We start from the raw sequence: 22,149 nt of genomic DNA on the forward strand, positions 1-22,149 counted from the left end.
GTTTCCTTGGGGGAGGGTTGTCCGGCCGTGCGCCGGAACGTGGAGTTTTCCACAATCACCACCCGACTGGCAAGGCCGGCCCGCCCTCGCCCCAGCCCACATCTACCAAAGCCTTCCCGCCGGAGCCTGAATGCGCATCGTTAATCTCCACCACCCGGCCTTCGTCCCCACTTTCCGCAAACTCGGCCACGACGTCCTGGCCATCGGCACCACGCCCGACTGTGACGTCCATCTCGACCAGCCGCTCTCCTGTAAACGGTTTCTGGAAGTGCTCGCGGCCAAGGACATGCGCCCGGATCTGATCCTTTGGTGCGACGCCTGCCAACCTCCCTGGATTTTCGGCTTTGAAAATCTGCCGGCCGTGGTCATCGGCTATTCCGTGGACCAGTACTTAAACCCCTGGCATGTCCCCTACAGCGCCGGCTTTGACGCCGTTTTCGTGGCCCAAAAAGACTATCTGCCACTGTTTGCCGCTGCGCCAACCAACCGGCCCGCCGCCTGGATGCCGCTTTTTTGCGATCCAACCGTTGACCGCGACCCGCTTATCCCCCGCGACATTCCCGTGAGCTTCGTCGGCACGCTCAAAAGCTTTGCCAACCCCGGCCGCAAAGCCTTCCTCGACGCCTTTCGCGCCCAGGCACCACTTTTCGCCAAACAAGGCGCCTACCCGCCCATCTTCGCCCGCAGCCAGATCGTTTTGAATCAATCCGCAGCCGGCGAACTCAATTTCCGCCTGTTCCAGGCCATGGCCTGCGGTGCTGCCGTTTTAACCGAAGCAACCCATAACGGCCTGGCCGACCTCTTTACGCCAGGCCTTGAGTGCCTCACCTACACCCGTGGCGATGCCGGTCATGCCGCCGCCGTGGCCCGGGCAACGCTTGCCGACCCGGCCACCCTGGCCGCCATCGCCGCTGCCGGCAAACGCAAGACCCTGGCCCGGCACACCGTCCTTCACCGCGCCCGCCAAATCCTCGACACAGCCCTGCACTTGGCCCAAACCGGCGCGCCAGCCCAAAGAATGGCCGCCATCCAAACGGTGCACCCGGAAATGCGCAAAGCGTTCGCCATGCTCGCCACAGACGAAGGCCTGCCGCTGCCTGTGAGCGAACGGCAGTTTTTTCTGGATATGTCCCGGCCCTAGCGAAGCGGGGAGGGATGGCCGGCGGCGAGGGCGGGGAGAGAAGGGTGGAAGGTGGAGGAGGAAGGCAGGAGGCGGAGAATCGGGGCTTTGCCCCGAACCCCACCGGGGGGATGATCCCCCCGGACCCCTCGACGGGATGGGTGGGTGGTTGCGACTGGGAGGGCGGGGTGGCAGGGCGGCGGGGCGTGCAAGAGAATGGGCGTTGGGATTTGGGTGGTTGGGCCAGCCGTCAAAGCCCGGCTGGCCCAACCACCCAAATCCCAACGCCCAACTCGCCAGCGGCCAAGGGCCGCATTTTCTTGAAAAAAATCCTTTACGGCCTTACTTGCGTTCCATGGCTTTTTGCAATTTTGGCATGCCCTGATCCAGCCACTCGATGACTTTGGGGGTGACCCGGCCCAGGGCGCTGGTTGCGGCCTTGGCAATGGTGTCGCCCTTAAAGTCGTCCAGCGGGGCGTAGGCGTTGAAATCGCCGGTGGAAATCCGCGCGCCCATGTTTTTGGTCCACAGGTCGAGGTGTAGGGAGACCACGAAGCGGCCGCCGTCGGTGTAGTCCACATTAAAGGCGGTGACTTCGCCGGTGAGCACGGCGTCGTGTTCGACCCGGGGCTGGTAGTCCACCGGGGTCAGGGCCGTGGACTGGCATTCGATGCCCTGGCGCAAAATGCCCCCAACGACATCCTGGGGCGGACCTTCCCAATAATACTGAAGGCTTGCGGTTAAAACTTGGTTCTGGGCGGTCATGACGGCCGTGCGGTCGAGGTTTTCCAGGGACTTCAGCGGCTTAAACCCCAGGGGCAGGCGATGCTGTTGGCTGGCGGAACCGGGGCAGGGCGTCGATTCCATGGCCACGCGCAGATAGCGTTGCTCCGGCGGCGGTTTGCCGAAACAGCCGGCCAGACAGGCGGCAACAAGGCCGAGCAGGGCCAGTCGGCCCAGGGCAGTGGCGTACTTCATTTGGCTGGTCCTGAGGGCGGCCGGAGCAGTTCCCAGGGGCGTTCCCGCAAACGGGCGGAAAGCTCCCGGACATCCCGGCTCGTCCGGTTGAGGTTTTTTAAAATGTCTTCAATTTGTTCCTGGTCGTAGTTAAACCCCTGGCGCACATCGCCCACGAGTCCGCCGACGCTTATCGCCTGGGTGCGGAAGTTGGCCAGGGTCTTGGTCAGTTCGGCCTCGATGGTGGTTACGGTCTTGTCCATGCGCTTAAGGCTTGCGTCCAGGGTTTCGGCCGCCTTGCCGCCCTTGCTCGAAAGGGACTCCCAATTTTTGCGGAAGTCGCCCGCTGCCAATCGTAGATCATTAACCAGTTCCGGGGTTCCTTCCAGGGCTTTTTTGAGCGCTTCGGAATTTTCTGGCGTAAACAACTTTGCAATGTTGTCGGCGATGTCGGTGATTTTGGGTTTGATGTCGTCGAGGAGTTCGCCGGCCTTGGCCGCCAGTTCCTGCATGTCCATGGTGACCACGGCCGGGATGGTCCCGCCAGGTGCAAACTGGGCACCAGGTACTCCGCGCAGTTCGAGCAGCACGTAGTAATCGCCGACCAGACCCTTTTGGGCAATGCGGGCCACGGTGCCGGTGAAAAGGGGAAAGCCCTGTTTGATGGCCACCTTAACTGCTATGAAGCGGGGATCGGCCAGATCCAGGGTGATGGCCTCCACGCGCCCCACATCCAGGCCGGCATATTTGACCGGCCGGCCGCGGCTCAAATCCTTGATGGAAGGAAAACGGATGTCGTAGAAATCGTATTTGACCCAGAACCAGTTGCCGCCCAGCACCACCATAAAGCCCCCGAGGATGCACAACCCCAGGGCCAGGGTCACGGCGGCCTTGACGTATTCCGACCGGCTGGCCTTGGCGGTGAGCATGGTATCAGGGCCTCCCGGCGCTCAAATCGCGCCGTTTTTCGATCATGGTGGCCCAGTTCTCGCCCAGGATGCGGCTTTCGCGGTTGGGCTGGCGGGCTAGAAACTGTCGGATAAACGGATCGTCGCAGGCAGTCAGTTCGGGGAGTGAACCCTCAAAGAGCATTTTGCCCTCGCTTAAGACCACCACGTGATCGGCAATGGCGGTGAGACTTTGCAGGTCGTGGGTGACGACAACGATGGTCATATCAAAGGTGGTTCGCAGTTCGAGGATGAGTTGGTCCATGTCGGCTGCGGTGATGGGGTCCAACCCGGAGGTGGGCTCGTCGCACAGGAGCACGGCCGGGTCCAGGGCCATGGCCCGGGCCAGTCCGGCCCGTTTGCGCATCCCACCCGACAGTTCGCTGGGAAAATAGTCCGTGAAATCGGCCAGCCCCACCAGTTTGAGCTTCATGCCAACGACCTCTTCGATCAGCGAATTGGTCAGCTCGGTATGTTCGCGCAGGGGCAGGGCGATGTTCTCGCCCAGCCGCAACGAGCCGAGCAGCGCCCCATCCTGAAAGAGCACGCCCATGCGCCGTCGCGTGTCCAGCCGGTCTTCGGGGGAAAGGTGTTCCATATCCCGGCCGCCAAGGACGATGCGGCCGCTTTGAATGGGAACCAAGCCGATAATGTTTCGCAGCAAGGTGGATTTGCCGCAGCCCGAGCCGCCGAGGATCACGCTGACCTTGCCCCCGGGCAGCACCGTGGTGATGCCCGAAAGCACCACCCGGTCCCCATAGCCGACGCTGACGTCGGTCAGGGCGATGTCAGGGGATTCCAGCCGACCGGTCACAGGGGACTCCTTTTTTACCGGAAACTATAATTGAGAGCTGTAAAAAACAAATCCAAAAGGATCATGACGAAGATCGACTGGACCACGGCGCTGGTGGTGCGCCGGCCGACATCGGCCGCGCCTTCCCGGGCCAATAACCCCTGCCAGCAGGAGACGACGGTGATGGCCACCCCGAAACCGGCAGCCTTGACCAGACCGGAGAGCACATCGCGCATGGTCAGAAAATAGGCCGTCTGCTCGAAATAGACCGTGCCGGACAGCCCCAGGGCCAGGGCAGCGAACACGCCGCCGGCCGTAATGCCCACGGCATCGGCCCACAGGGACAAAAGCGGCGCCATGAGGCCAAGGGCCACGAATTTCGGCCAGATCAAAAACCGCACCGGCTCGATGCCCATGACTGTGAGGGCGTCCACTTCCTCGTTAATCTGCATGGTGGCGATTTCCGCGGTAAAGGCCGCCCCGGCCCGGCCGGAGAGGATCAGGCAGGTCAAAAGCGGCCCAAGCTCGGTGACCAGGGAATACCCCACCAGATTGGCCACATAGCTCATGGCCCCGACTTTTTCCAGTTGAATAGCGGCCTGCAGGGCCAGGATGATGCCGACACAGGCGGCAATGATGCTGACGATTGCCAGAGAATCGGCCCCGACCCAGGCAAGATGGCTGACCGTGCGCGAGCGCAGATAGGTTTTGGTGCGGTGCCTGGGATTGACGGTATCCCTGGCGCAGGCCAGCAACCCGGAAACGAGTCCGACAAGGACGCCGAGGTCGTCTTGTTTGCGAGCCATAACCGCTGTCGCGCGCCTTGCCTGCCGCTACTCGGGCAGGCCGAACAGGCCGCCGAGCTGGGTCAGACTGAAGAGTTTGCCGACTTGCGGCGAAATGTCGGCGATACGGATGGTGCGGCCGGTTTCGGCCAGGTGCTTTCGCGCTTCAATGAAAAGGGCCAGCCCGGAGCTATCAACATAGACCAGCTTGGCCAGCGAGAGGACAATTTCCGGGGCGTCGTTGTCCATTGCTTCAAGGAGGCGCAGACGTACTTCAGGGGTCGAGGAAAAATCTATTTCACCGGCCAGGATCACCTGACCGGGTCCATCGCCCCGAGTGAGCGTCCAGGTCGGCGGGGGCGTTTTTGCGGAGGTCGTGCTCAAGAGGAACTCCCGTCTGGGACGCCTGGGACGTCTGGGGCGGTCGAGGTTGTTCGGGACGGCTCAAGCCAGCGCTCCAGGGCCGGGGCAACGGCGGTGGCCAGGGCAGCGGCCAGTTCCTGGCGCGTGACAGCCACGGCTCCCACCTGGGACACGGCAATTCCGGCGCAATAGTTGGATAGCACGCAGGCATCGAGCAGGTCGAGCCCGGCGGCCAGCCCGCAGGCCAGGGCCGCCATGACCGAATCGCCGGCCCCGGTCACGTCATAGACCCGTTTGGCCACGGTGGGGAGGTGGGTCACGTCCGAGGGCGAACGAAACAGAGCAATGCCTTCCGGTCCCAAAGTGACGCACAGGTGCTTGACCCGCGTGGCCTTAAAAAGTGCCAACCCGGCCCGCAGCACGCCGGTACGCCCGGATTCCCGGCCCAGACCGTGGGCTCCGGCCATTTCGAGCGTTTCCTTGAGATTGGGCGTGAGCAGATCGACCCCGGCATAGCAGGCGGCGTTGGCCGGTTTGGGATCGACCAGCACCAGAGGTTTGGGATCGAGTCCGGCGATGGCGGCGCGCAGGGCGTCCATGAGTTCGCGGCCGATCACCCCCTTGGCATAGTCGGAAACCACGATGACACGGGCTTCCCGGGCCAGTTTGGTCAGGGCGTCGATGAGGCCACGTCTGGCCCGGTCAGCCAGGGGCGCGTCGGATTCGCGGTCCACCCGCACCACCTGCTGGTTCTGGGCGATGATGCGGGTCTTTATGGTGGTTGGGCGGGTGCGGTCGCGCACCAGCAAGGCTTCGATGCCCTCGCTTTCCAGGATGGCGGCCAGCATGCGCCCGGCATCGTCATCGCCCGTGGCCGAGACGAGAAACGGCTTGGCCCCCAGGGCCACGAGGTTGCGCGCCACGTTGCCGGCTCCGCCGGCGGTATGGCGTTCGCTGGCCACCCGCACCACCGGCACCGGCGCTTCGGGCGAAATGCGGCCCACGTCGCCCATCAGATAGTGGTCGAGCATGCAGTCGCCGACAACCAGGATGGGCTTGCCGGCCACAGCTTCCAGGGCCGCCGCCAGCCTGGGAAGGTCGGTGGTGGCGTTCACGCCTCGTCTCCCAGGGCGGCCGGTTGCAGATTGAAGCGCTCCAAAAGCCCCTCCAATTCGCGCCGGGAGCTGAAATGGAAGGTGAGCTTGCCGTGATCGGCCGTGCCCCCGGTCTTGACCAGCACCCCGGCCCGCTCGGTGAGCAGGGCTTCCAGGCCGACGAGCCGGGCATCCACGGCCGGCTTGGCGCTGCGTTTGGGCGGCGTTTCGGCCGCCGGGGCGTCTCCCGCCCCGGGCAGGCAACCGTTCTGCTTGGCATAGCCGGCAGCGGCCTCGGCCTCGCGCACGCTGAGGCCATCGGTGACGACGCGTTGCCACAACGCGTCACGGAGTGCCCCTTCCGGCAGCGACAGCAATGCCCGGGCATGGCCGGCGGTGAGGCGTCCCTCGGCCAGATCCTGGCGCATGGGTTCGGCCAGGGCATTAAGGCGCAGAGCATTGGCCACGGCGGAACGGCTTTTGCCAACTTTTTTGGCCAGGGCGTCCTGGCTCAGGCCAAACCGGCTGACCAGCAACTGATAGCCGGCCGCCTCTTCCATGGGATTGAGATCTTCGCGCTGGAGATTTTCAACCAAAGCCAGGGCAAAGCCGGTTTCATCGTCCACGTCCCGGATAAGGGCGGGAATCTCGGTCAACCCGGCCAGTCTAGCGGCCCGCCAGCGACGTTCGCCGGCCACGATTTCGTGGCTGATCTGACCCGGGCCGGAGACCGGCCGCACCAGCACGGGCTGGAGCACGCCTTGGGCGCGAATGGAGTCGGCCAGTTCGGCCAGGGCGTCATCGGCAAAAGCGCGGCGCGGTTGTTCCGGGTTGGCCCGAATGGCGTCCAGGGCCAGGGTCAGGATGTCGCCGGCCTCCCGTTCGTCCTGATAGCCGCCGAGCAGGGCCTCAAGTCCCCGTCCCAAACCTTTTTGGGCTTGCGCCATGGATGCTTTCCTTCTTACTGTAGTGCTCGGACGACGCCCGTGGCGCATCCGCTGTCAGGTTTATCCGATACTGTTTTAAATGGCCGCTGCGACCACCCTGTCCCGGTCCGGCCTGCCGCCAGCCAAGGAGCCATTTGTGCCGCCCATTTCGCCCCATTTTCTCGAACTCTTCGACGCCGCCGGTGCCCCGCGCGGCGTCCACATCAGCCCGCAACTCTGGGAACTGTGCAAGGAGGCCGTGCTGCCGGGCCTGACCAAGGCTCTGTATAAGCTCGACCCGTCCAGCCGGCCGGAGCCGGACGAACGGCCCGAACCCATGGCCGAGTTGGAACAACTGCTGGCCTATTGGGATTTTACCTATCCGCCGACCTACGACGTCCACTGCGATTGCTGCGGTGCCAAGACGGATGATTGGCGCGCGGACACGCCGCGCGTTTTCCGGTTGCGAAACGCCAATCTCGGTGGATTGGTAACCTTCCAATGCGCCGCATGCAAGGCCCTGGTGCTCAAGAAACATTTCAAAAAGCATTTGACCGTGGAGTGCAAGCCTTACATCGAAAAGGGCTGATCCGTTTCCCAGGCACAAAAAAGCCGCCGGCGTTCGCGCCGGCGGCTTTTTTTATGGGGAGTCCCGACTGCAGGAAAACTCCCTGCGTGCCGGTATCAACCGGCGGCGGTCTGGCGTCGCACGACTTCCTGGGCCAGGGACAGATAGGCTTCCGCCCCCCGCGATTTGACATCGTGGGTGAGCACGGGTTTGCCGTAGCTGGGGGCTTCGGACAGGCGGATATTACGCGGAATGAGCGTTTGGAAATAGAGCTTGGGGAAGCATTTCCAGACTTCGCGTTTGACGTGGCGATTAAGCTTGTTGCGGCCGTCGTACATGGTGAGCACCACGCCGAGCAGTTTGAGCCGGGGATTGAGCCGTTTGCGCACCTGATCATAGGTCCGCAGCAGTTGGGCGATGCCTTCCAGGGCGTAGTATTCGCACTGCAGCGGCACGAGCATTTCGGTTGCGGCGCACAAGGCGTTGAGTGTCACCAGCCCCAGGGACGGCGGGCAGTCGAGCAGGATATACTCGAAATCCCCGGCCACCTGTTCGATCAGGCTGCGCAGATAAAATTCCCGGCCCGGTTTATCCACCAATTCGATATCTGCGGCCACGAGGTCCGGGGCCGAGGGCAACACGGTCAAAAAGGGCAGTTCCGTGCCGACAAAGGCTTTGCTGGCATTTTGGGGATCAAACAGGACGGAATAGAGATTTTCGGTGATGGCATCCTGGTAGATGGACAACCCGCTGCTGGCGTTGGCCTGGGGATCGCAGTCGATCAGCAGGGTTTTTTTTTCCATCACCGCCAGGGAAGCGGCCAGATTGACGGCGGTGGTGGTTTTTCCCACGCCGCCTTTTTGATTGGCAATAACAATGACACGGGCCATGACGCATCTCCTCGGCCGGATACGTCCCGTAACGGTCGAGACGCGCCTCCCCCGACTGTTTCACGTGAAACAGCGGGGCAGCGGCTTATTCGCGAAAGGTGCGATGGCAAAAGGTCTGGGCATCGTCAAGAGACTCGACGAGCATGACGCAGCCTTCCACATCGCCCTTTTTTACAGCATTGAGCAGTTGACCGGCAAGATGGGAAAAATCCTCGGCCTCGTCTGCCCAGGCGTCTTGAGCCAGTTGATGCATCCTGCGGGCGAGACGGGTCAAGCGGTGAACCAATTCTTCATCAGGCAGCGTCGCATCCACGACCTGGTTTTGGATTTGGGCAAATACCGCCTCGAGATCACGTTTCGTGGTCTTGAATTCCATCACCGCTGTCCGTCCTTAGAAACGGGTTAGAGAGGGTTCTGTAAAAGGCCCGATTAGAGGACCGAACGCATCCTGTCAATATTAATGAAGGTAATACTCACGATACCAGTCGATAAAATTGGCGATGCCTGTCTGTATGGTGGTGGACGGCTTAAAGCCCACGTCGCTGATCAGATCGTCAATATTGGCGCAGGTGGCTGGAACGTCGCCGGGCTGGAGCGGCAGAAATTCCTTGATGGCCTTCTTGCCCAGAGCCGATTCAATGGCTTCGATAAACTCCAGCAACGTGACACTGTTGTTGTTGCCGATGTTGTACAGCTTGTACGGACACATGCTGGAACTGGGGTCTGGCTGCGCCGGGTCCCAGGCCGGATTGGGCGTGGGAATATTTTGCGTCACCCGGACAACACCTTCGACGATATCATCGATATAGGTGAAATCCCGCTCCATCTTGCCGTGGTTGAAAACCTGGATGGGCTTGTCCTCGATAATGGCCTTGGCAAACAAAAACAAAGCCATGTCCGGCCGGCCCCAAGGCCCGTAGACCGTGAAAAAACGCAGCCCGGTGCACGGCAGTCCGAACAGATAGCTGTAGGAGTGGGCCATCAACTCGTTGGACTTTTTGGACGCCGCATAGAGGCTGATCGGATGGTCCACGTTGTCGTGGACGGAAAAAGGCATCTTGGTGTTTAAGCCATAGACCGAACTCGACGAGGCGAACACAAAATGGTCCACCTTGTGCTGGCGGCAATTCTCCAAGATATTGAAGTAGCCGATTATATTGGCATTAATGTAATCTTCAGGATGCGTCAGGCTGTGGCGCACGCCGGCCTGGGCCGCCAGATTGATGACATAGTTAAAGCCGCCGGCGTCAAAGAGACGATCCATGGCCGCACGGTCAACCATGTCTTCCTGGACGAACCGGAACCGGGCGTCGGCGGAGAGCAGGGCGATGCGGTCCTTTTTCAGGGCAACGGAATAATACGGGTTGAGGTTGTCCAGACCGGTAACGTCAAAACCCATGGACAAGAAACGGCGACACAGATGGAAGCCGATGAAGCCGGCAGCGCCGGTAACAAGAATATTCATGATTCCTTTGGGTAACAGTCCTATCAAAAATTGGGGCACGCCGGGCACCGAGACGACATCAGGCGTCATCCCGGGGAGCTGCAAGTGCTCCGGGCACGGCCGGGTCGTCTCTTCCCAATCCTTCCCGGGGTTGGGCCACCGTCACCGGGGACTGGGCACTTGTGGGCGCGGCGGCGTGGCTCGGACCATTAAAAAAAGAGCGGATAAAATCAAGTGGGATGGGCAAAATTGTCGTGGCCTGGCTTTCCGCAGCCATCTCGCGGATGGTTTGCAGATAGCGCAACTGCATGGCTTCGGGCCGAACGCTGATGATCTCGGCCGCCTCGGCCAAGCGGGCCGCAGCCTGGAACTCACCTTCGGCATTGATGATCTTGGCCCGGCGTTCACGCTCGGCCTCGGCCTGTTTGGCCATGGCCCGCTGCATCTCCTGGGGCAGATCGATATATTTCAGCTCCACATTGGCCACCTTGATGCCCCACGGGCCGGTGTGGGCGTCCAGAATCGTCTGCACCCGCTCGTTGACCTTGTCGCGGTGGGCCAAAATTTCATCCAGCTCCACGCCGCCGCAGACACTGCGCAGGGTCGTCTGGGAAATCTGGGAGGTGGCGTACATGTAGTCCTCGACCTCCAGGATGGCCTTGATCGGCTCGGCCACCCGGAAATAGACCACGGCATTGACTTTGATGCTCACGTTGTCCCGGGTGATAACGTCCTGATGCGGTATGTCCATGGCAATGGTGCGCAGGGACACCTTGGTCATGCGATCAATGACCGGGAAGAGCAAAATAAGACCTGGCCCTTTGGCCTTGATGATGCGGCCCAGGCGAAAGATCACACCGCGCTCGTATTCATTGAGCACCCGTAGCGAAGCCATGAGCAGAAAAATCACAATGGCAAGCAGTGGCAAATAGCCGAACATGGTATCCTCCGCGCCTGGTGGCCTTGGTTAGGACGTTGGCGACTTCGTGGCCAAGCTTACTAACAACGTAAATTCCTCCACCCCGTCAATGACGACCTCCGCACCCGGGGCCAGGGCCACGGCCGGGCCGTCGCCCACAAGCCGGGCGTCCCAGATTTCGCCGTGCACAAAGACTTTGCCCATGCGCCCCTTAAAATGGCGCACCAGGGCTTTCTGGCCGATAAGTGCTTCCAGGCCCGTTTGGGGTTTGCTGCGTTGCGACCGGGACAAAATCCAGACCGCGCCAAGGAGCAGGGCGGAAACCCCGGCCACGGTGGGCAGGATCAGGCCCAAGGGCAGGCCGCTGCTGCCGTCAAAGCGGAAAAGCAGCAACGATCCCAGAAAAAGCGAGGCCACCGCGGCAAGGCTTAACAGGCCGAAACTGGTGACGTGCAGTTCCAGCAGGAACAACCCGCCGGAAAGGAGCAGCAGCAACAGCCCGGCGGCATTGGTCGGCAAAATGGAGAGGGCATACAGGGCCACGATAAGGCTCAAGCCGCCAACCACGCCGGGCAGGATGGCCCCTGGGGTTGTCAGCTCGAAAAATACGCCGGCCACGCCAATAAGCAGCAACACATAGGCGATCTGCGGATCGAGCAGCCAGGAAAGCAGATTATACCACGGCCCGGGTTCGTAGGCGACAAACCGGGCCTGACTGCCGTCAAAGCGCACTTTGCCGGTGGGGGTGGGCAGGCCGCGCTTGCCGATCTGGACCAGCAGATCGGCCTGATCCACCGCGATATAGTCCACCACTTTTTCAGTCACTGCCTCGGCAGCGTTCAAGCTGGCCGCCTGATCGATGGCCTGTTTGTACCAGTTGACGTTGCGCCCGTATTTGTCGGCCAGACCGCGCACCAGACTTTGCAGATCGTTGCGAACCTTTTTATCAGCGGTCTTCTCCAAATCGTCGCCACTGGCAGTAATGGGCGAGGCCGCGCCGATGGTGGTCTGGGGGGCCATGGCGGCCACGGCGGCGGCGGCAACGAGAAAGACGCCGGCCGAAGCAGCCCGGGCTCCGCCGGGGCTCACGTAGACCGCCACCGGGGTTGGCGCATTGAGGATGGAAGCGACCATGCGGCGCATGACCTCGATACTGCCGCCCGGAGTGTCCAGGCGTAACAGGACCAAATCGAAACGCTGTTCCTGGGCCGCAGGGCGGGTTGGATCGGGGTTGGCCTGCCTGCCGGCCAAAGCCAAGGCGGCATCGAGCATATCGGCCTGGGCCGGCGAGATGGCCCCGGCCAGACGCACATCCAGGACCGTAAAGGCCAGGCTCGGCCCGGCACAAAGCAGACAGCCCAGGAGCAGGGCGCAGGCAGGAAAAAACCGGCGGATCTTAGTCGATGCCAAGGAGGCTACACACATGGTCCCAGACCTCCGGGTCGCCTTGAAGCAGGACATCGGGATGGGGAAGCACGGTGATCGGCAACGTGGCCGTGTCGGTTCTGGCGGCCAGGGCTGCGGCCACCACTTCGGGCAAGGGACCGAAAACAGCCGTTATTTCTGGAGAAAAAAGGGCCAGCCCCGCGGCAAAGGCTTCGGGCTGATCCACCAGTTCGCCGTCCCGGGGCAGGGCCAGGGGCCAAAAGGCCACGGCGTTTTGGCCGGTCAGGCGCAAATCGCGGATAAGGTTGCGCCAGAGCCCGCCGCGCCGGGGATCGGCCTGACCGGTGAGATCCAGGCCCAATTCGCGGTAGGCGATGACCAGCCGGGGCCGGGCCGGGGCCTTGGCGAAAAGGCCGGGCCAGGGCTGCGGCCAGTCGCCGGGGTGGGGCGGCAGGACAGTGGGCGGGGAAGTCTGCGACGCTTCGGACGCAGCCAGGACGGCTGCGCTCGGGGTTGCGACCGTGGCTGCGGCGCAAGGGGAAGCGTCGCTGCCGGGGCCGCAGGCTGCGCCGGCCGGGCTGTCGGCTAAAGGCAGGGCGGCAAGGCCGGGCTGGTCGCCGGGTGGCCTGTCGCCCGGCACCGGAACCGCGTCGGGGTCGAGGTAGAAATGGCGCACGCCGGCCATCTGCCAGACGCGCAGATGTTCGGGCACCTCTAGGAGCGAATCGAGAAGTCCCATATTTTCATGGCCATTTCGGTTTTGGGGATACTGCCCCAGGTTTCCTGCCGCCCGCCGGCATCCAAGGCCAGGGCTTCGTTGGATACCGCGGCAAAGCCGGCGTCGCTGCGGCCGATGGGATTGGCGATGATGGCGTCGCAGCGTTTGCGGGTCAGCTTTCCCTTGGCGTTTTCATACAAATTGTCTGTCTCGGCGCAAAAGCCGATAAGATATTGCCCGGGCCGTTTGACGCCACCCATGGCCGCCAGGATATCATGGGTGGGGACAAATTCCAGCGGTGGACGGCCGCTTGCCGCATCTTTTTTAAATTTGCCGCCGCCCGGGTGGGGCAAGGGCGAAAAATCGGCCACGGCAGCCGCCATGACGCCGTAGTCGCTGTCCGGCCAGACATCGAGGCAGGCGTCATACATCTGGGCCGCGCTGGTCACCGGCAACAGCCGTACGTCCTGGGGGAACCACCAGGATACCGGACCGGACACCACCGTGACCGTGGCACCGCGCAGCCAGGCGGCCATGGCCACACAGGCTCCCATGCGCCCGGTGGAGGGATTGGACCAAAACCGGGCGGCGTCGAAATATTCCCGGGTCGGGCCAAGGCTCACCAGCACACTGCGCCCGGCCAGATCCTGGGGGGTCAGGGCGCGCAGCATGGTAGCAAAAATGGCGTCGTCGTCAGCCAGACGCCCCTGGCCGGTTTCGCCGCAGGCCATGGGGCCGCACTGGGGGGTTAATCCGATGACACCGCGCCCAAGCAGGGTGCGCCAGTTGTCCTGGGTGGCCGGGGCCTGCCACAGGCGGGAATTCATGGCCGGGGCAATGACCAGCGGCCCGGCAAAGGCCAGGGACTGGCAGGACAGCAAATCATCGGCCAGCCCGTGGGCCAGTTTGGCCAGGGTGTTGGCCGTGGCCGGGACGATGGCCAGCAGATCGGCGGTCTGGGCCGGGGCCAGATGGGCGAAATTGGCCGAATCCGGCAGAAAAAGATCGGTAAAGACCGGATCAGCCCCCAGGGCTTCAAAGGACAGGGGGGTGACAAATTGCCGGGCCGCTTGGGTCAAGGTGACGCCCACCCCGGCCCCGGTGGCCAACAGCCGGCGCAGGAGTGGCAGGGCTTTGTAAGCTGCCACCGAGCCGGTGACGCCAAGATGGATGCGTCGGCCCATGTAGCCGGTAAAATCGAGATGGGTGCTCTGCATGGGGTGTCCTTGGCCAGGGCCGGCCATCAAGGGAAGCTCGGGGTCAGGTCAGTCCCCGATCACGGTAGAGGGCCACGTGCCAGAGATAGATGCGCTGGGCCAGATCGTCGATGACGTTATCCGTGATTTTGGACCATTCCACCTTGCTGGATTCGGGCTGGCGCACGCCGTTGGCGACAAATTCAAGACCCAGGGCCAGATCGCCCGAGACAGGATCGGGCTGGATGTTATTGACCTTGGCCACCAGCCAATACTCTTCGCGCAGTTTGGGAACCTTGTCGCCAAAGGTGAGAAACAAAATGAAGCGATCCCCTTTTTTGGGGTCCAGGGCGCTTTCTTTCAGATGCGGCCGACGCACGACAAAGCGCAATCCGCCGGCGGAAATATTATCGATATGGGCCAAACCGTTTTTAAAATGGCAGTGGCCTACCGAGGGTTTGTTGATATCGAAACCGCTGGCCTCGTATTTCCAAATGCCAATGTGGGAAAACTGTTGAAAATCCGGCCGCATACGCAGGCTTTTACGGCGTTGGGCACCGTTTAAAGCAGCCGGAAAGGCCACGGCGATCTGGGGCGGGCCATCGAGCTGTTGCCGGATGCGCAGGATCTCGCTGGTGAAATTATAAAAAATCTCGCGATGCCGTTCATCACGCTCAATAATGCGAAAAAAACAGGTGACGTTTTTTTTCAGAAACCGGTCTTTGAGGCCGGACACGCCGCCCAGTTCCAGCAACACGGCGGCATCATTGACCCCCATGACCGTGGCGGTCACGCCAGTCAGATTCGTGTCTTTTTCATCGAATTGGACATGGACCTTGGCGCGCTGGCCCATAGCCAGATCCAGGATATCAGCGTTTCGCCGCCGTTCCTGCTCTGCCTCTTTGGAGGGCTTTTTGCCTCGCAAAAGATCCAAAACCATGGCCTGCCAATCCGGTCAAAGGATGGTGCACCCAGGTGGGGCGAAATGTGCGTCACTGGCGCGGGCCGGGCTCTGCACGAGCGGCCCTGGCCGGGGTTTTCAATTTTGAAGCGAATCGAGTCGTTTGTCCACAACCATGGGATTGGGATGCAGGGGCCGCACGGCCTCATAGACCGCTTTGGCTGCGGCCTTGTCATTTCGGGCTTCATAGAGCAGGCCCAGATCAAAGCCGGCCTGGGCCCGCAGGGCCGGGTCAATATCTGCCGCCTGGAAAACGGCCTGCAAGAGAGGTTCCACTTCACTATCGCGCTGAAAACGGCTGAGCAGTTCGGCCTGGGCCAGGGCACAGCGGGCCTTGCCAGAGGGCGGCAAGCGGCTTTGGCCGCAGGCGATGTAGCGGGCCAAAGCCTTTTCCCCCTGGCCCAGGGCCAGCTCACTGCGCGCGGCCAGCAACGAGCACTCCAGCAAAGAATTATCCGGCGCACCGGGATTGTCCAGCACAACACGGCAATGGGAAACCGCCTTGGCGTACTCTTTGCGATCAAAGCGCAGCCGGGCCGCCCGGACATCAAGGGCTGCGGCCGTGGGGGTGTCGCCGCCAAATTCCAGCAAAGCCGCTTCCGCCAGACTGGTGGCCTGCCCGGTTGCGCCCTGGGCATCCTGGCTTATATCCACCAGCCGCTGCCAGGCTTCAAGCCGGGCACTCCCCTGGGGATAGGTCTGCAAATAGGACTGGTAGGCCGTTTGCGCTTGCAAAAATCGGCCGTCGAGCAAAGCCCGGCGAGCCGATTCCAGCAGGCGTCCTTCAGGGTCCGGTTGCGGTCCGCTGCACCCGGCCTGGCCCAGCAGCAGCCAGGCCAGACCGGCGTACAGGAACGCTCGGGCTATTCGACGGACGGCGTACACCGTTCGAGGTCGCTCGGATCGACCAGGTCAAAACCGATGACACTGTCGTTTTCATCCATGCGCACCAGCATAACACCTTGCGTCGCCCGGCCGACCGTGGAGATGCCGGCAACCGAAAGGCGGATGATCTTGTTGGCTGATGTGAGCAGCAGCATCTCATCACCTTCGCCCACCATCACCGCACCAATGACCAGCCCGGTTTTGGGAGTGACGCGCATGTTGATAACGCCGGACCCGCCGCGATTGCGCAGGGGATAATGGTCAATGGAGGTGCGCTTGCCGTAGCCATTGGTCGAGATGGTCAAGACCTCGCTGCGGCTGGCATGGGTGATGACCACCCCGGCGGCCACGCGGTCGTTGCCTTTAAGGGCAATGCCCTTAACCCCTGCCGCGCCGCGGCCGGTGGGCCGCACGCCGCTGATATGAAACCGGTTGGACAGGCCGTGCTGGGTTGCCAGGAGCACTTCGGTCTCGTCGTCAATTTCTTTGACCGTCAAGAGTTCGTCGTTTTCCTTAAGGCCCACGGCAATGATGCCGGTTGAGCGGCAGTTTTTATACAGGTCGGTGCAGGTGCGCTTGACCATGCCCTTTCGCGTCACGAACAGGAAATAGCGTTCCTCGGAAAATTCGCGGATGGCCAAAGCCGTGGCCACAAATTCTTCCTTGTCCATGGGGAGCAGGTTGGCGATATGGGCACCCTTGGCCGTGCGCTGGCCTTCGGGAATCTGGTGCACCGGCAGCATGAACATGCGGCCGAGGTTGGTAAACAGCAGCAGTTGCTGGTGGTTGGTTGTGGCGCAAAAGGACTGGACAAAGTCGTCGGCCGAGGTCGAAACCCCGGCGATGCCTTTGCCGCCGCGTTTTTGCTGCTGGTAGTTGTCGATGCGGGTGCGTTTGATGTAGCCGCGCCGCGACAGGGTGATGACCACGTCCTCGTCGGGAATGAGATCGAGGATGTTTATGCCTTCGAGGTCTTCGAGAATCTCAGTTTTACGCGGGGTGGCGTAGCGCGTTTGTATCTCGGTGATCTCATCGCGGATGACGCCGCGCAGCACCTCGTCGTTTTCCAGGATCGAGCGCAGGTATTCGATGAGCTTAATGAGCTCATTGTATTCGTCAATGAGCTTTTGGCGCTCGAGGTTGGTCAGCCGCTGCAAGCGCATGTCGAGGATGGCCTGGGACTGGCGCTCGGACAGTTCAAAACGCTCCATGAGGCGTTCCCGGGCTTCGACGGCGTTTTTGGACGCCCGGATGATGGCCACCACTTCGTCGATATTGTCCAGAGCGATGCGCAACCCTTCCAGGATGTGGGCGCGTTCCTCGGATTTGCGCAGATCAAACCGGGTGCGGCGGATAATGACGTCGCGGCGGTGGGTTAAAAAATGCTCCAGCATCTGCTTGATATTGAGCAGGGCCGGGCGGTTCTCAGCCACCACCAGCATGTTGATGCCAAAGGACGTTTCCAGGGGCGTGTACTTGTACAGGGCGTTGATGACGATGTCCGGGATGGTGCCCTTTTTCAGATCAAGGACAATGCGGATGCCCTTGCGGTCGGACTCATCGCGCAAATCAGACACGCCTTCAATGCGGCCGTCGTTGATAAGGGCCGCGATCTTTTCCACCAGCGAGGATTTATTGAGCGCATAGGGAATCTCGCGGATGACCACCGAGGCATAGTCTTTCTTGCGCTCTTCGACTTCGGTCCGGCCCCGGATTTTGATGCTGCCGCGCCCGGTGGTGTAGGCTTCGATCAGTCCCTTGCCGCCGTAGATGGAAGCGGCCGTGGGAAAATCCGGGCCTTTGACCAGACCGATGATGTCGGTCACCGGGCAGTGCGGATTGTCGAGCAAGTGGAGCAGGCCGTCGCACAGTTCGCCCAGGTTATGCGGCGGAATGTTGGTGGCCATGCCGACGGCGATACCCGAGGAGCCGTTTAAGAGCAGGTTGGGCACCTTGGTCGGCAACACGGCCGGCTCTTGCAGGCTGTTGTCGTAGTTGGGGCGAAAATCGACGGTTTCCTTTTCGATGTCGGCCAGAAATTCGCCGGCCAGACGGGACATGCGCACTTCGGTGTATCGCATGGCCGCAGCAGCGTCGCCGTCGATGGAGCCGAAGTTGCCCTGGCCATCGACGATGGCGTCGCGCATGGAGAAATCCTGGGCCATGCGCACCAAGGCATCGTAAACGGACTGGTCGCCGTGGGGATGGTATTTACCAATGACGTCACCGACCACGCGGGCGGACTTTTTGTACGGTCGGTTAAACGTATTGGACAGGTCGTGCATGGCGTAGAGGATGCGCCGGTGCACGGGTTTGAGTCCGTCGCGCACGTCCGGGATGGCCCGGCCGATGATGACGCTTAAGGAGTATTCCAGATAGGACTTCTTAAGCTCTTCTTCAATATGGATTTGATCGCTCACAATGTGCTCCAGTGCAATGGGGAGGCTTCATGGGTCGGCTCTCGCGTTGCTGCCGCTGCCGGCCGGCCGCGGATTGTTCCCCGGCTCCGGTCCGATGCCCGGCGGCCGGCTGGCAGCGACTCCATTGGCGCTTAAATGTCAAGTTCCTTAATGGACAACGCGTTTCGGTCAATGAAGTTTTTGCGATGCTCGACCTTTTCGCCCATAAGCTGGGAAAAAATGGTGTCGCAGTCGTCGATGTCTTCAATGTCGACCTGAAGGAAGCTGCGCTTTTCCGGATTCATGGTGGTTTCCCACAACTGTTCCGGGTTCATTTCGCCCAGACCCTTGTAGCGTTGGATGTTAACACCCTTTAAGGCATCGTCCATGAGCGTCTTGCACAGCTCGAAAAAGCCGCCAACTTCCCGGATTTCTTCCTTGCGCGTGATGGTTAACGGCAGGGTCGGGCACTGGGCCACCAGTTCGCCGTACGTCTCATGGGCCCGGCGATAGATACGGGAACTGAAAAACTCCACGGCGATGCGGTGGCGGGCCAGATTGGGCGAGATAAAAACGGCGTAGAGCCGGCGTTCCTCGTCCATCTCCTCGGCTTCGGTGGTCACGGTGTAGCCGGCCCCGGCCAGATGGTCGGCCAGTCCTTCGGGCAGGTCGATGCCGGCGAAATCCGAAGCAGCCAGACGCGGGTGTTTGAGCAGGGCCAACAGCAGTTCTTCAGGCAGGCCGTAACTGGCCGCCTCGTGGAACCGGGCTTCCAGAAACCGGATGCGCTCGATCAGGGCGGTCAGGGTCTGGCCGGCAAAGGAAACCTCGCCCGAACCCACCACGACGTCCTCGCCAATGCGGCCCAACAGGAAGCTCGACAACTCTTCCTCGTCTTTTATAAAGCGCTCAAAATCGCCTTTAAAGACCCGGTAGAGCGGCGGCTGGGCGATGTAGATATAGCCGCTGGTGATGAGCTTTTCGTAGCGGCGATAAAAAAAGGTCAACAGCAGGGTGCGGATATGCGCACCGTCCACGTCGGCATCGGTCATGATGACGATTTTGTGGTAGCGAAGCCGGGCCATGTTCTCGGCTTCTTTTTCCTCGTTCTCGGCATCGCCCATATACGGGGTGGGTCCGATGGCGGTGATGAGATTGCGGATTTCCTTGTTGCCAAGCATCTTATCCGTGCGGGTTCGCTCGACATTTAAGATCTTGCCGCGCAGGGGCAAAATGGCCTGGAAGCGGGGATCGCGTCCCTGCTTGGCCGAGCCGCCGGCCGAGTCGCCCTCGACAATAAAGAGTTCCGATTCCTCGGGCTTTTTGGACTGGCAGTCGGCCAGTTTGCCGGGCAGCGAGTGATCGGACAAGGCTCCCTTGCGCCGCACCAGCTCCTTGGCCTTGCGGGCGGCCTCGCGGGCCCGGGCCGCGTCCACGGCCTTTTCAACAATGGCCTTGGCGTCCTTGGGATTTTCCTCAAAATGGGTATTCATGGCCTCAAAGACCATCTTGGCCACCTGGCCGGCCACTTCGGAGTTGCCCAGTTTGGTCTTGGTCTGGCCCTCAAACTGGGGCTGGGGGAGCTTGACCGAGATAACGGCGGTGAGGCCCTCGCGGACATCATCACCAGTGAGTTTCTGCTTGAATTTCTTGGGGATATCCGCTTTTTCGATATAGGTATTAATCGCCCGGGTCAGCGCGGTCTTAAACCCTTGCAGATGGGTGCCGCCTTCACGGGTGCGGATGTTGTTGGCAAAGGTCAGGACTTCTTCTTTGTAATTGGCGTTGTACTGCAGGGCAAAATCCACCACCAGCCCGTCCACTTCGCCAAGGCCGCCGATGATGTCGTGGATGGTCTGCTCGCCGGCGTTGAGATCGGCCACGAATTCATGCAACCCGCCGTCGAACCGGTAGGTGGCCCGTTCGTTGGTCCGCTCGTCGCGAAAATCCAGTTCGAGCTTGCGATTGAGATAGGCCAGTTCCTCGAACCGCTTGGCCAGTGTCTCGTGATTGAACTGGTTGGTCTCAAAAATCTGTTCATCCGGCATGAAGCGGATGGTGGTGCCGGTGGATTCGGCGTCGCCGATAACGGTCAGCTTGGTGACCGGCGCACCGCGCTCAAAGCGCATGTGGTGGCGCTTGCCGCCCCGGCGCACCGTGACTTCAAGATATTCCGACAGGGCATTGACCACCGACACACCGACACCGTGCAGGCCGCCGGAGACCTTGTAGGCGTCGTTGTCGAACTTGCCGCCGGCGTGCAGCACGGTCATGACCACTTCGACGGCGGGCTTGCCTTCCTTGGGGTGCATGTCCACCGGGATGCCGCGGCCGTTGTCCGAGACGGTGACCGAGTTGTCCAAATGGATGGTGATGCTCACACGGTCGCAGTAGCCGGCCATGGATTCGTCGATGGAGTTGTCCACAACTTCATAGACGAGGTGGTGCAGGCCGCGAATGTCTGTGGAACCGATATACATGGCCGGGCGTTTGCGCACGGCCGAAAGCCCCTCCAGAACCGTAATGGAACTGGCATCGTATAACTGGGGGGATTGGGGCATATTCTCCTGACTCATGCGATATCTTCCTCGCTATAGTACGTCTCTTCCACGATTTTCATGGGCATGATGATGACCAGGCTTTGGGCGTCGTTTTCGCCCACAATGCCGCAGGGGCCTTCGGCTCCGGTGAGTGTCATCGTCACCCGGGGGGAAGCAAAATGTCCAAGGATGTCGGTTAAGTCTTTGGTCGGGAAGGCCACCTTGTCCAGGCTGCCGGTAAAGGCGCATTCCAGTGTTTCGGTCGCCTCGCCGGCTTCCTGGCCCTGGCTTTTGAGCGACAACTCGCCCGGCCCGTCAAAGAGAAAATAGGCGCAGCGGTTGTTGTCGGTATTGAAAATGGCCACCCGTTCCAGGGCGTCGATGCACTCCAGCCGGTCGATGGTCAGGGTGGAGACGCCATCAGTGGTCAGCTTGGAGACAAAGGCGTTATAGTCGGGGTACTGGTAAAAGCTGAGCGGCAGGCTGAAGGTCTCGGTGCGCGGCGGGGCCTCGGGTGCGGCTTCATCGCTCTTGACCGTGCGGAAAAACAGCCGTTTCTGCCCCATGGCCAGTTCCACTTCGTCGCTGGTCAGCCAGCGCTTGAGTTCGGAAACGTATTTCTTCTGAATCAGCATGCCTTCCGGCGGCATCATGGCGCACAGGTCGTCGTTTAAAAAGCCGACCAGGGAGAACTGGTGGCCGTTTAAGCCGCAGACCTCGATCTTGGCCTCGCCGGGCACGGGCCGGAAGTACATGCAGGCCATGGCCTCCATGGTGTCTTCATCGGAGATGCAATAGGCCACGCGCTCGATGATCTCCTGGAGAAAATCCCCGGACCAGGTCACGCCGCCTTCCTCGGGGAAGGTGGAAAAAGGCTGAAACCAGTTGCGATCCGACACAGGCAGCTTGTAGCGGCGCGAACCCTGCTTGATGAGCAGATTGCCCGAGGCTTCGTCCAGGGTCAGGCTGATCTCCCCGGGCGGGAGCTTTCGCACCAGTTCGAAAAAGCTCTTGCCCTGCACACCGCACAGGCCTTCGGCCGTGACCTTGGCCGCGTACTGGCCGGTAAATTCCAGGCTGGAGTCCGTGGACAGGATGCGAAGCGTGCCGGCGACGGCTTCCAGCCAGATGGTGCGCAAAAAGGCAGCCCCGGTTTTGGCCGGAATGATGCCTGAGGATTTTTGCAGTCCGTCGATGATATCGTTTCGAAAGACCGTCAGCTGCATGCGCGTCTCCTTGGCGTTTTGGTTTGAACGCC

21 protein-coding genes are annotated in these 22,149 nt (G+C 61.4%); 2 read left to right on the forward strand and 19 right to left on the reverse strand.

Annotation, left to right across the window (positions count from 1 at the left end; genetic code table 11):
- Positions 1-130 precede the first annotated feature (130 nt).
- The gene (locus tag GTA51_RS06125) at positions 131-1,141 is read left to right on the forward strand and encodes a glycosyltransferase family protein (protein ID WP_160959553.1); all 1,011 of its coding nucleotides are present in this window, start codon (positions 131-133) and stop codon (positions 1,139-1,141) included.
- Between the two features lie 321 nt (positions 1,142-1,462).
- On the opposite strand, the gene GTA51_RS06130 is transcribed toward GTA51_RS06125, so the two are convergent.
- The 7 genes from GTA51_RS06130 to GTA51_RS06160 are packed head-to-tail and all read right to left on the reverse strand — an operon-like array spanning position 1,463 to position 7,006.
- Entirely contained in the window at positions 1,463-2,098 is a 636-nt protein-coding gene (locus GTA51_RS06130; RefSeq protein WP_160959555.1) for an ABC-type transport auxiliary lipoprotein family protein, read from the reverse strand.
- A complete protein-coding gene (locus GTA51_RS06135) occupies positions 2,095-3,006 on the reverse strand; it encodes an MlaD family protein (RefSeq protein WP_160959556.1) in 912 nt (303 codons plus the stop codon). The genes GTA51_RS06130 and GTA51_RS06135 overlap by 4 nt, the downstream gene beginning before the upstream one ends.
- 4 nt (positions 3,007-3,010) lie before the next feature.
- Positions 3,011-3,838 carry an ATP-binding cassette domain-containing protein gene (locus GTA51_RS06140; RefSeq protein ID WP_160959558.1) on the reverse strand — a complete coding sequence of 276 codons (828 nt, stop codon included), beginning with the start codon at positions 3,836-3,838 and terminating at the stop codon, positions 3,011-3,013.
- A 14-nt stretch (positions 3,839-3,852) separates the two neighbouring features.
- Positions 3,853-4,623: an ABC transporter permease gene (locus tag GTA51_RS06145; protein ID WP_160959560.1), complete on the reverse strand. Its 771-nt coding sequence runs from the start codon at positions 4,621-4,623 to the stop codon at positions 3,853-3,855.
- Between the two features lie 27 nt (positions 4,624-4,650).
- The gene (locus GTA51_RS06150) at positions 4,651-4,986 is read right to left on the reverse strand and encodes an STAS domain-containing protein (RefSeq protein WP_160959561.1); all 336 of its coding nucleotides are present in this window, start codon (positions 4,984-4,986) and stop codon (positions 4,651-4,653) included.
- A complete protein-coding gene (locus tag GTA51_RS06155; RefSeq protein WP_343039483.1) occupies positions 4,983-6,080 on the reverse strand; it encodes a bifunctional heptose 7-phosphate kinase/heptose 1-phosphate adenyltransferase in 1,098 nt (365 codons plus the stop codon). Before GTA51_RS06155 ends, GTA51_RS06150 begins: the two co-directional genes overlap by 4 nt.
- Positions 6,077-7,006 (reverse strand): ParB/RepB/Spo0J family partition protein, encoded by a 930-nt coding sequence (locus GTA51_RS06160; RefSeq protein WP_160959563.1) that lies wholly within the window; start codon positions 7,004-7,006, stop codon positions 6,077-6,079. Before GTA51_RS06160 ends, GTA51_RS06155 begins: the two co-directional genes overlap by 4 nt.
- 136 nt (positions 7,007-7,142) lie before the next feature.
- On the opposite strand from GTA51_RS06160, the gene GTA51_RS06165 reads away from it, so the two are divergent.
- A complete protein-coding gene (locus GTA51_RS06165) occupies positions 7,143-7,574 on the forward strand; it encodes a hypothetical protein (RefSeq protein ID WP_160959682.1) in 432 nt (143 codons plus the stop codon).
- A gap of 95 nt (positions 7,575-7,669) precedes the next feature.
- Here the strand turns inward: GTA51_RS06165 and GTA51_RS06170 are convergent, their stop codons facing one another.
- The 12 genes from GTA51_RS06170 to dnaN all read right to left on the reverse strand — a co-directional run bounded on the left by GTA51_RS06170 (position 7,670) and on the right by dnaN (position 22,117).
- Positions 7,670-8,443 (reverse strand): ParA family protein, encoded by a 774-nt coding sequence (locus GTA51_RS06170; protein WP_160959564.1) that lies wholly within the window; start codon positions 8,441-8,443, stop codon positions 7,670-7,672.
- A gap of 85 nt (positions 8,444-8,528) precedes the next feature.
- Positions 8,529-8,819: a GAK system XXXCH domain-containing protein gene (locus GTA51_RS06175; protein ID WP_160959566.1), complete on the reverse strand. Its 291-nt coding sequence runs from the start codon at positions 8,817-8,819 to the stop codon at positions 8,529-8,531.
- An 81-nt stretch (positions 8,820-8,900) separates the two neighbouring features.
- Positions 8,901-9,908 (reverse strand): NAD-dependent epimerase, encoded by a 1,008-nt coding sequence (locus GTA51_RS06180; protein ID WP_160959567.1) that lies wholly within the window; start codon positions 9,906-9,908, stop codon positions 8,901-8,903.
- Between the two features lie 58 nt (positions 9,909-9,966).
- Entirely contained in the window at positions 9,967-10,827 is an 861-nt protein-coding gene (locus GTA51_RS06185) for a slipin family protein (RefSeq protein WP_160959569.1), read from the reverse strand.
- Positions 10,828-10,854: 27 nt separating this feature from the next.
- Entirely contained in the window at positions 10,855-12,216 is a 1,362-nt protein-coding gene (locus GTA51_RS06190) for an NfeD family protein (protein WP_246198013.1), read from the reverse strand.
- Positions 12,203-12,931: a hypothetical protein gene (locus GTA51_RS06195; RefSeq protein ID WP_160959572.1), complete on the reverse strand. Its 729-nt coding sequence runs from the start codon at positions 12,929-12,931 to the stop codon at positions 12,203-12,205. The genes GTA51_RS06190 and GTA51_RS06195 overlap by 14 nt, the downstream gene beginning before the upstream one ends.
- Positions 12,907-14,127: a bifunctional phosphopantothenoylcysteine decarboxylase/phosphopantothenate--cysteine ligase CoaBC gene (gene coaBC, locus GTA51_RS06200; protein WP_160959574.1), complete on the reverse strand. Its 1,221-nt coding sequence runs from the start codon at positions 14,125-14,127 to the stop codon at positions 12,907-12,909. The genes GTA51_RS06195 and coaBC overlap by 25 nt, the downstream gene beginning before the upstream one ends.
- 43 nt (positions 14,128-14,170) lie before the next feature.
- Positions 14,171-15,046: a PilZ domain-containing protein gene (locus tag GTA51_RS06205; protein WP_160959575.1), complete on the reverse strand. Its 876-nt coding sequence runs from the start codon at positions 15,044-15,046 to the stop codon at positions 14,171-14,173.
- A 99-nt stretch (positions 15,047-15,145) separates the two neighbouring features.
- The gene (locus tag GTA51_RS06210; RefSeq protein ID WP_160959577.1) at positions 15,146-15,952 is read right to left on the reverse strand and encodes a tetratricopeptide repeat protein; all 807 of its coding nucleotides are present in this window, start codon (positions 15,950-15,952) and stop codon (positions 15,146-15,148) included.
- Entirely contained in the window at positions 15,931-18,372 is a 2,442-nt protein-coding gene (gene gyrA, locus GTA51_RS06215; protein WP_343039485.1) for a DNA gyrase subunit A, read from the reverse strand. The genes GTA51_RS06210 and gyrA overlap by 22 nt, the downstream gene beginning before the upstream one ends.
- 131 nt (positions 18,373-18,503) lie before the next feature.
- Complete coding sequence (gyrB, locus tag GTA51_RS06220) at positions 18,504-20,927, reverse strand: DNA topoisomerase (ATP-hydrolyzing) subunit B (RefSeq protein WP_160959578.1); 2,424 nt, start codon at positions 20,925-20,927, stop codon at positions 18,504-18,506.
- On the reverse strand, positions 20,924-22,117 hold the full coding sequence (gene dnaN / locus GTA51_RS06225; RefSeq protein ID WP_160959579.1) for a DNA polymerase III subunit beta: 1,194 nt from the start codon (positions 22,115-22,117) through the stop codon (positions 20,924-20,926). The genes gyrB and dnaN overlap by 4 nt, the downstream gene beginning before the upstream one ends.
- Positions 22,118-22,149: the final 32 nt, after the last annotated feature.

The organism is Solidesulfovibrio aerotolerans, from assembly GCF_009856865.1.
Classification (GTDB): Bacteria; Desulfobacterota; Desulfovibrionia; order Desulfovibrionales; family Desulfovibrionaceae; genus Solidesulfovibrio; species Solidesulfovibrio aerotolerans.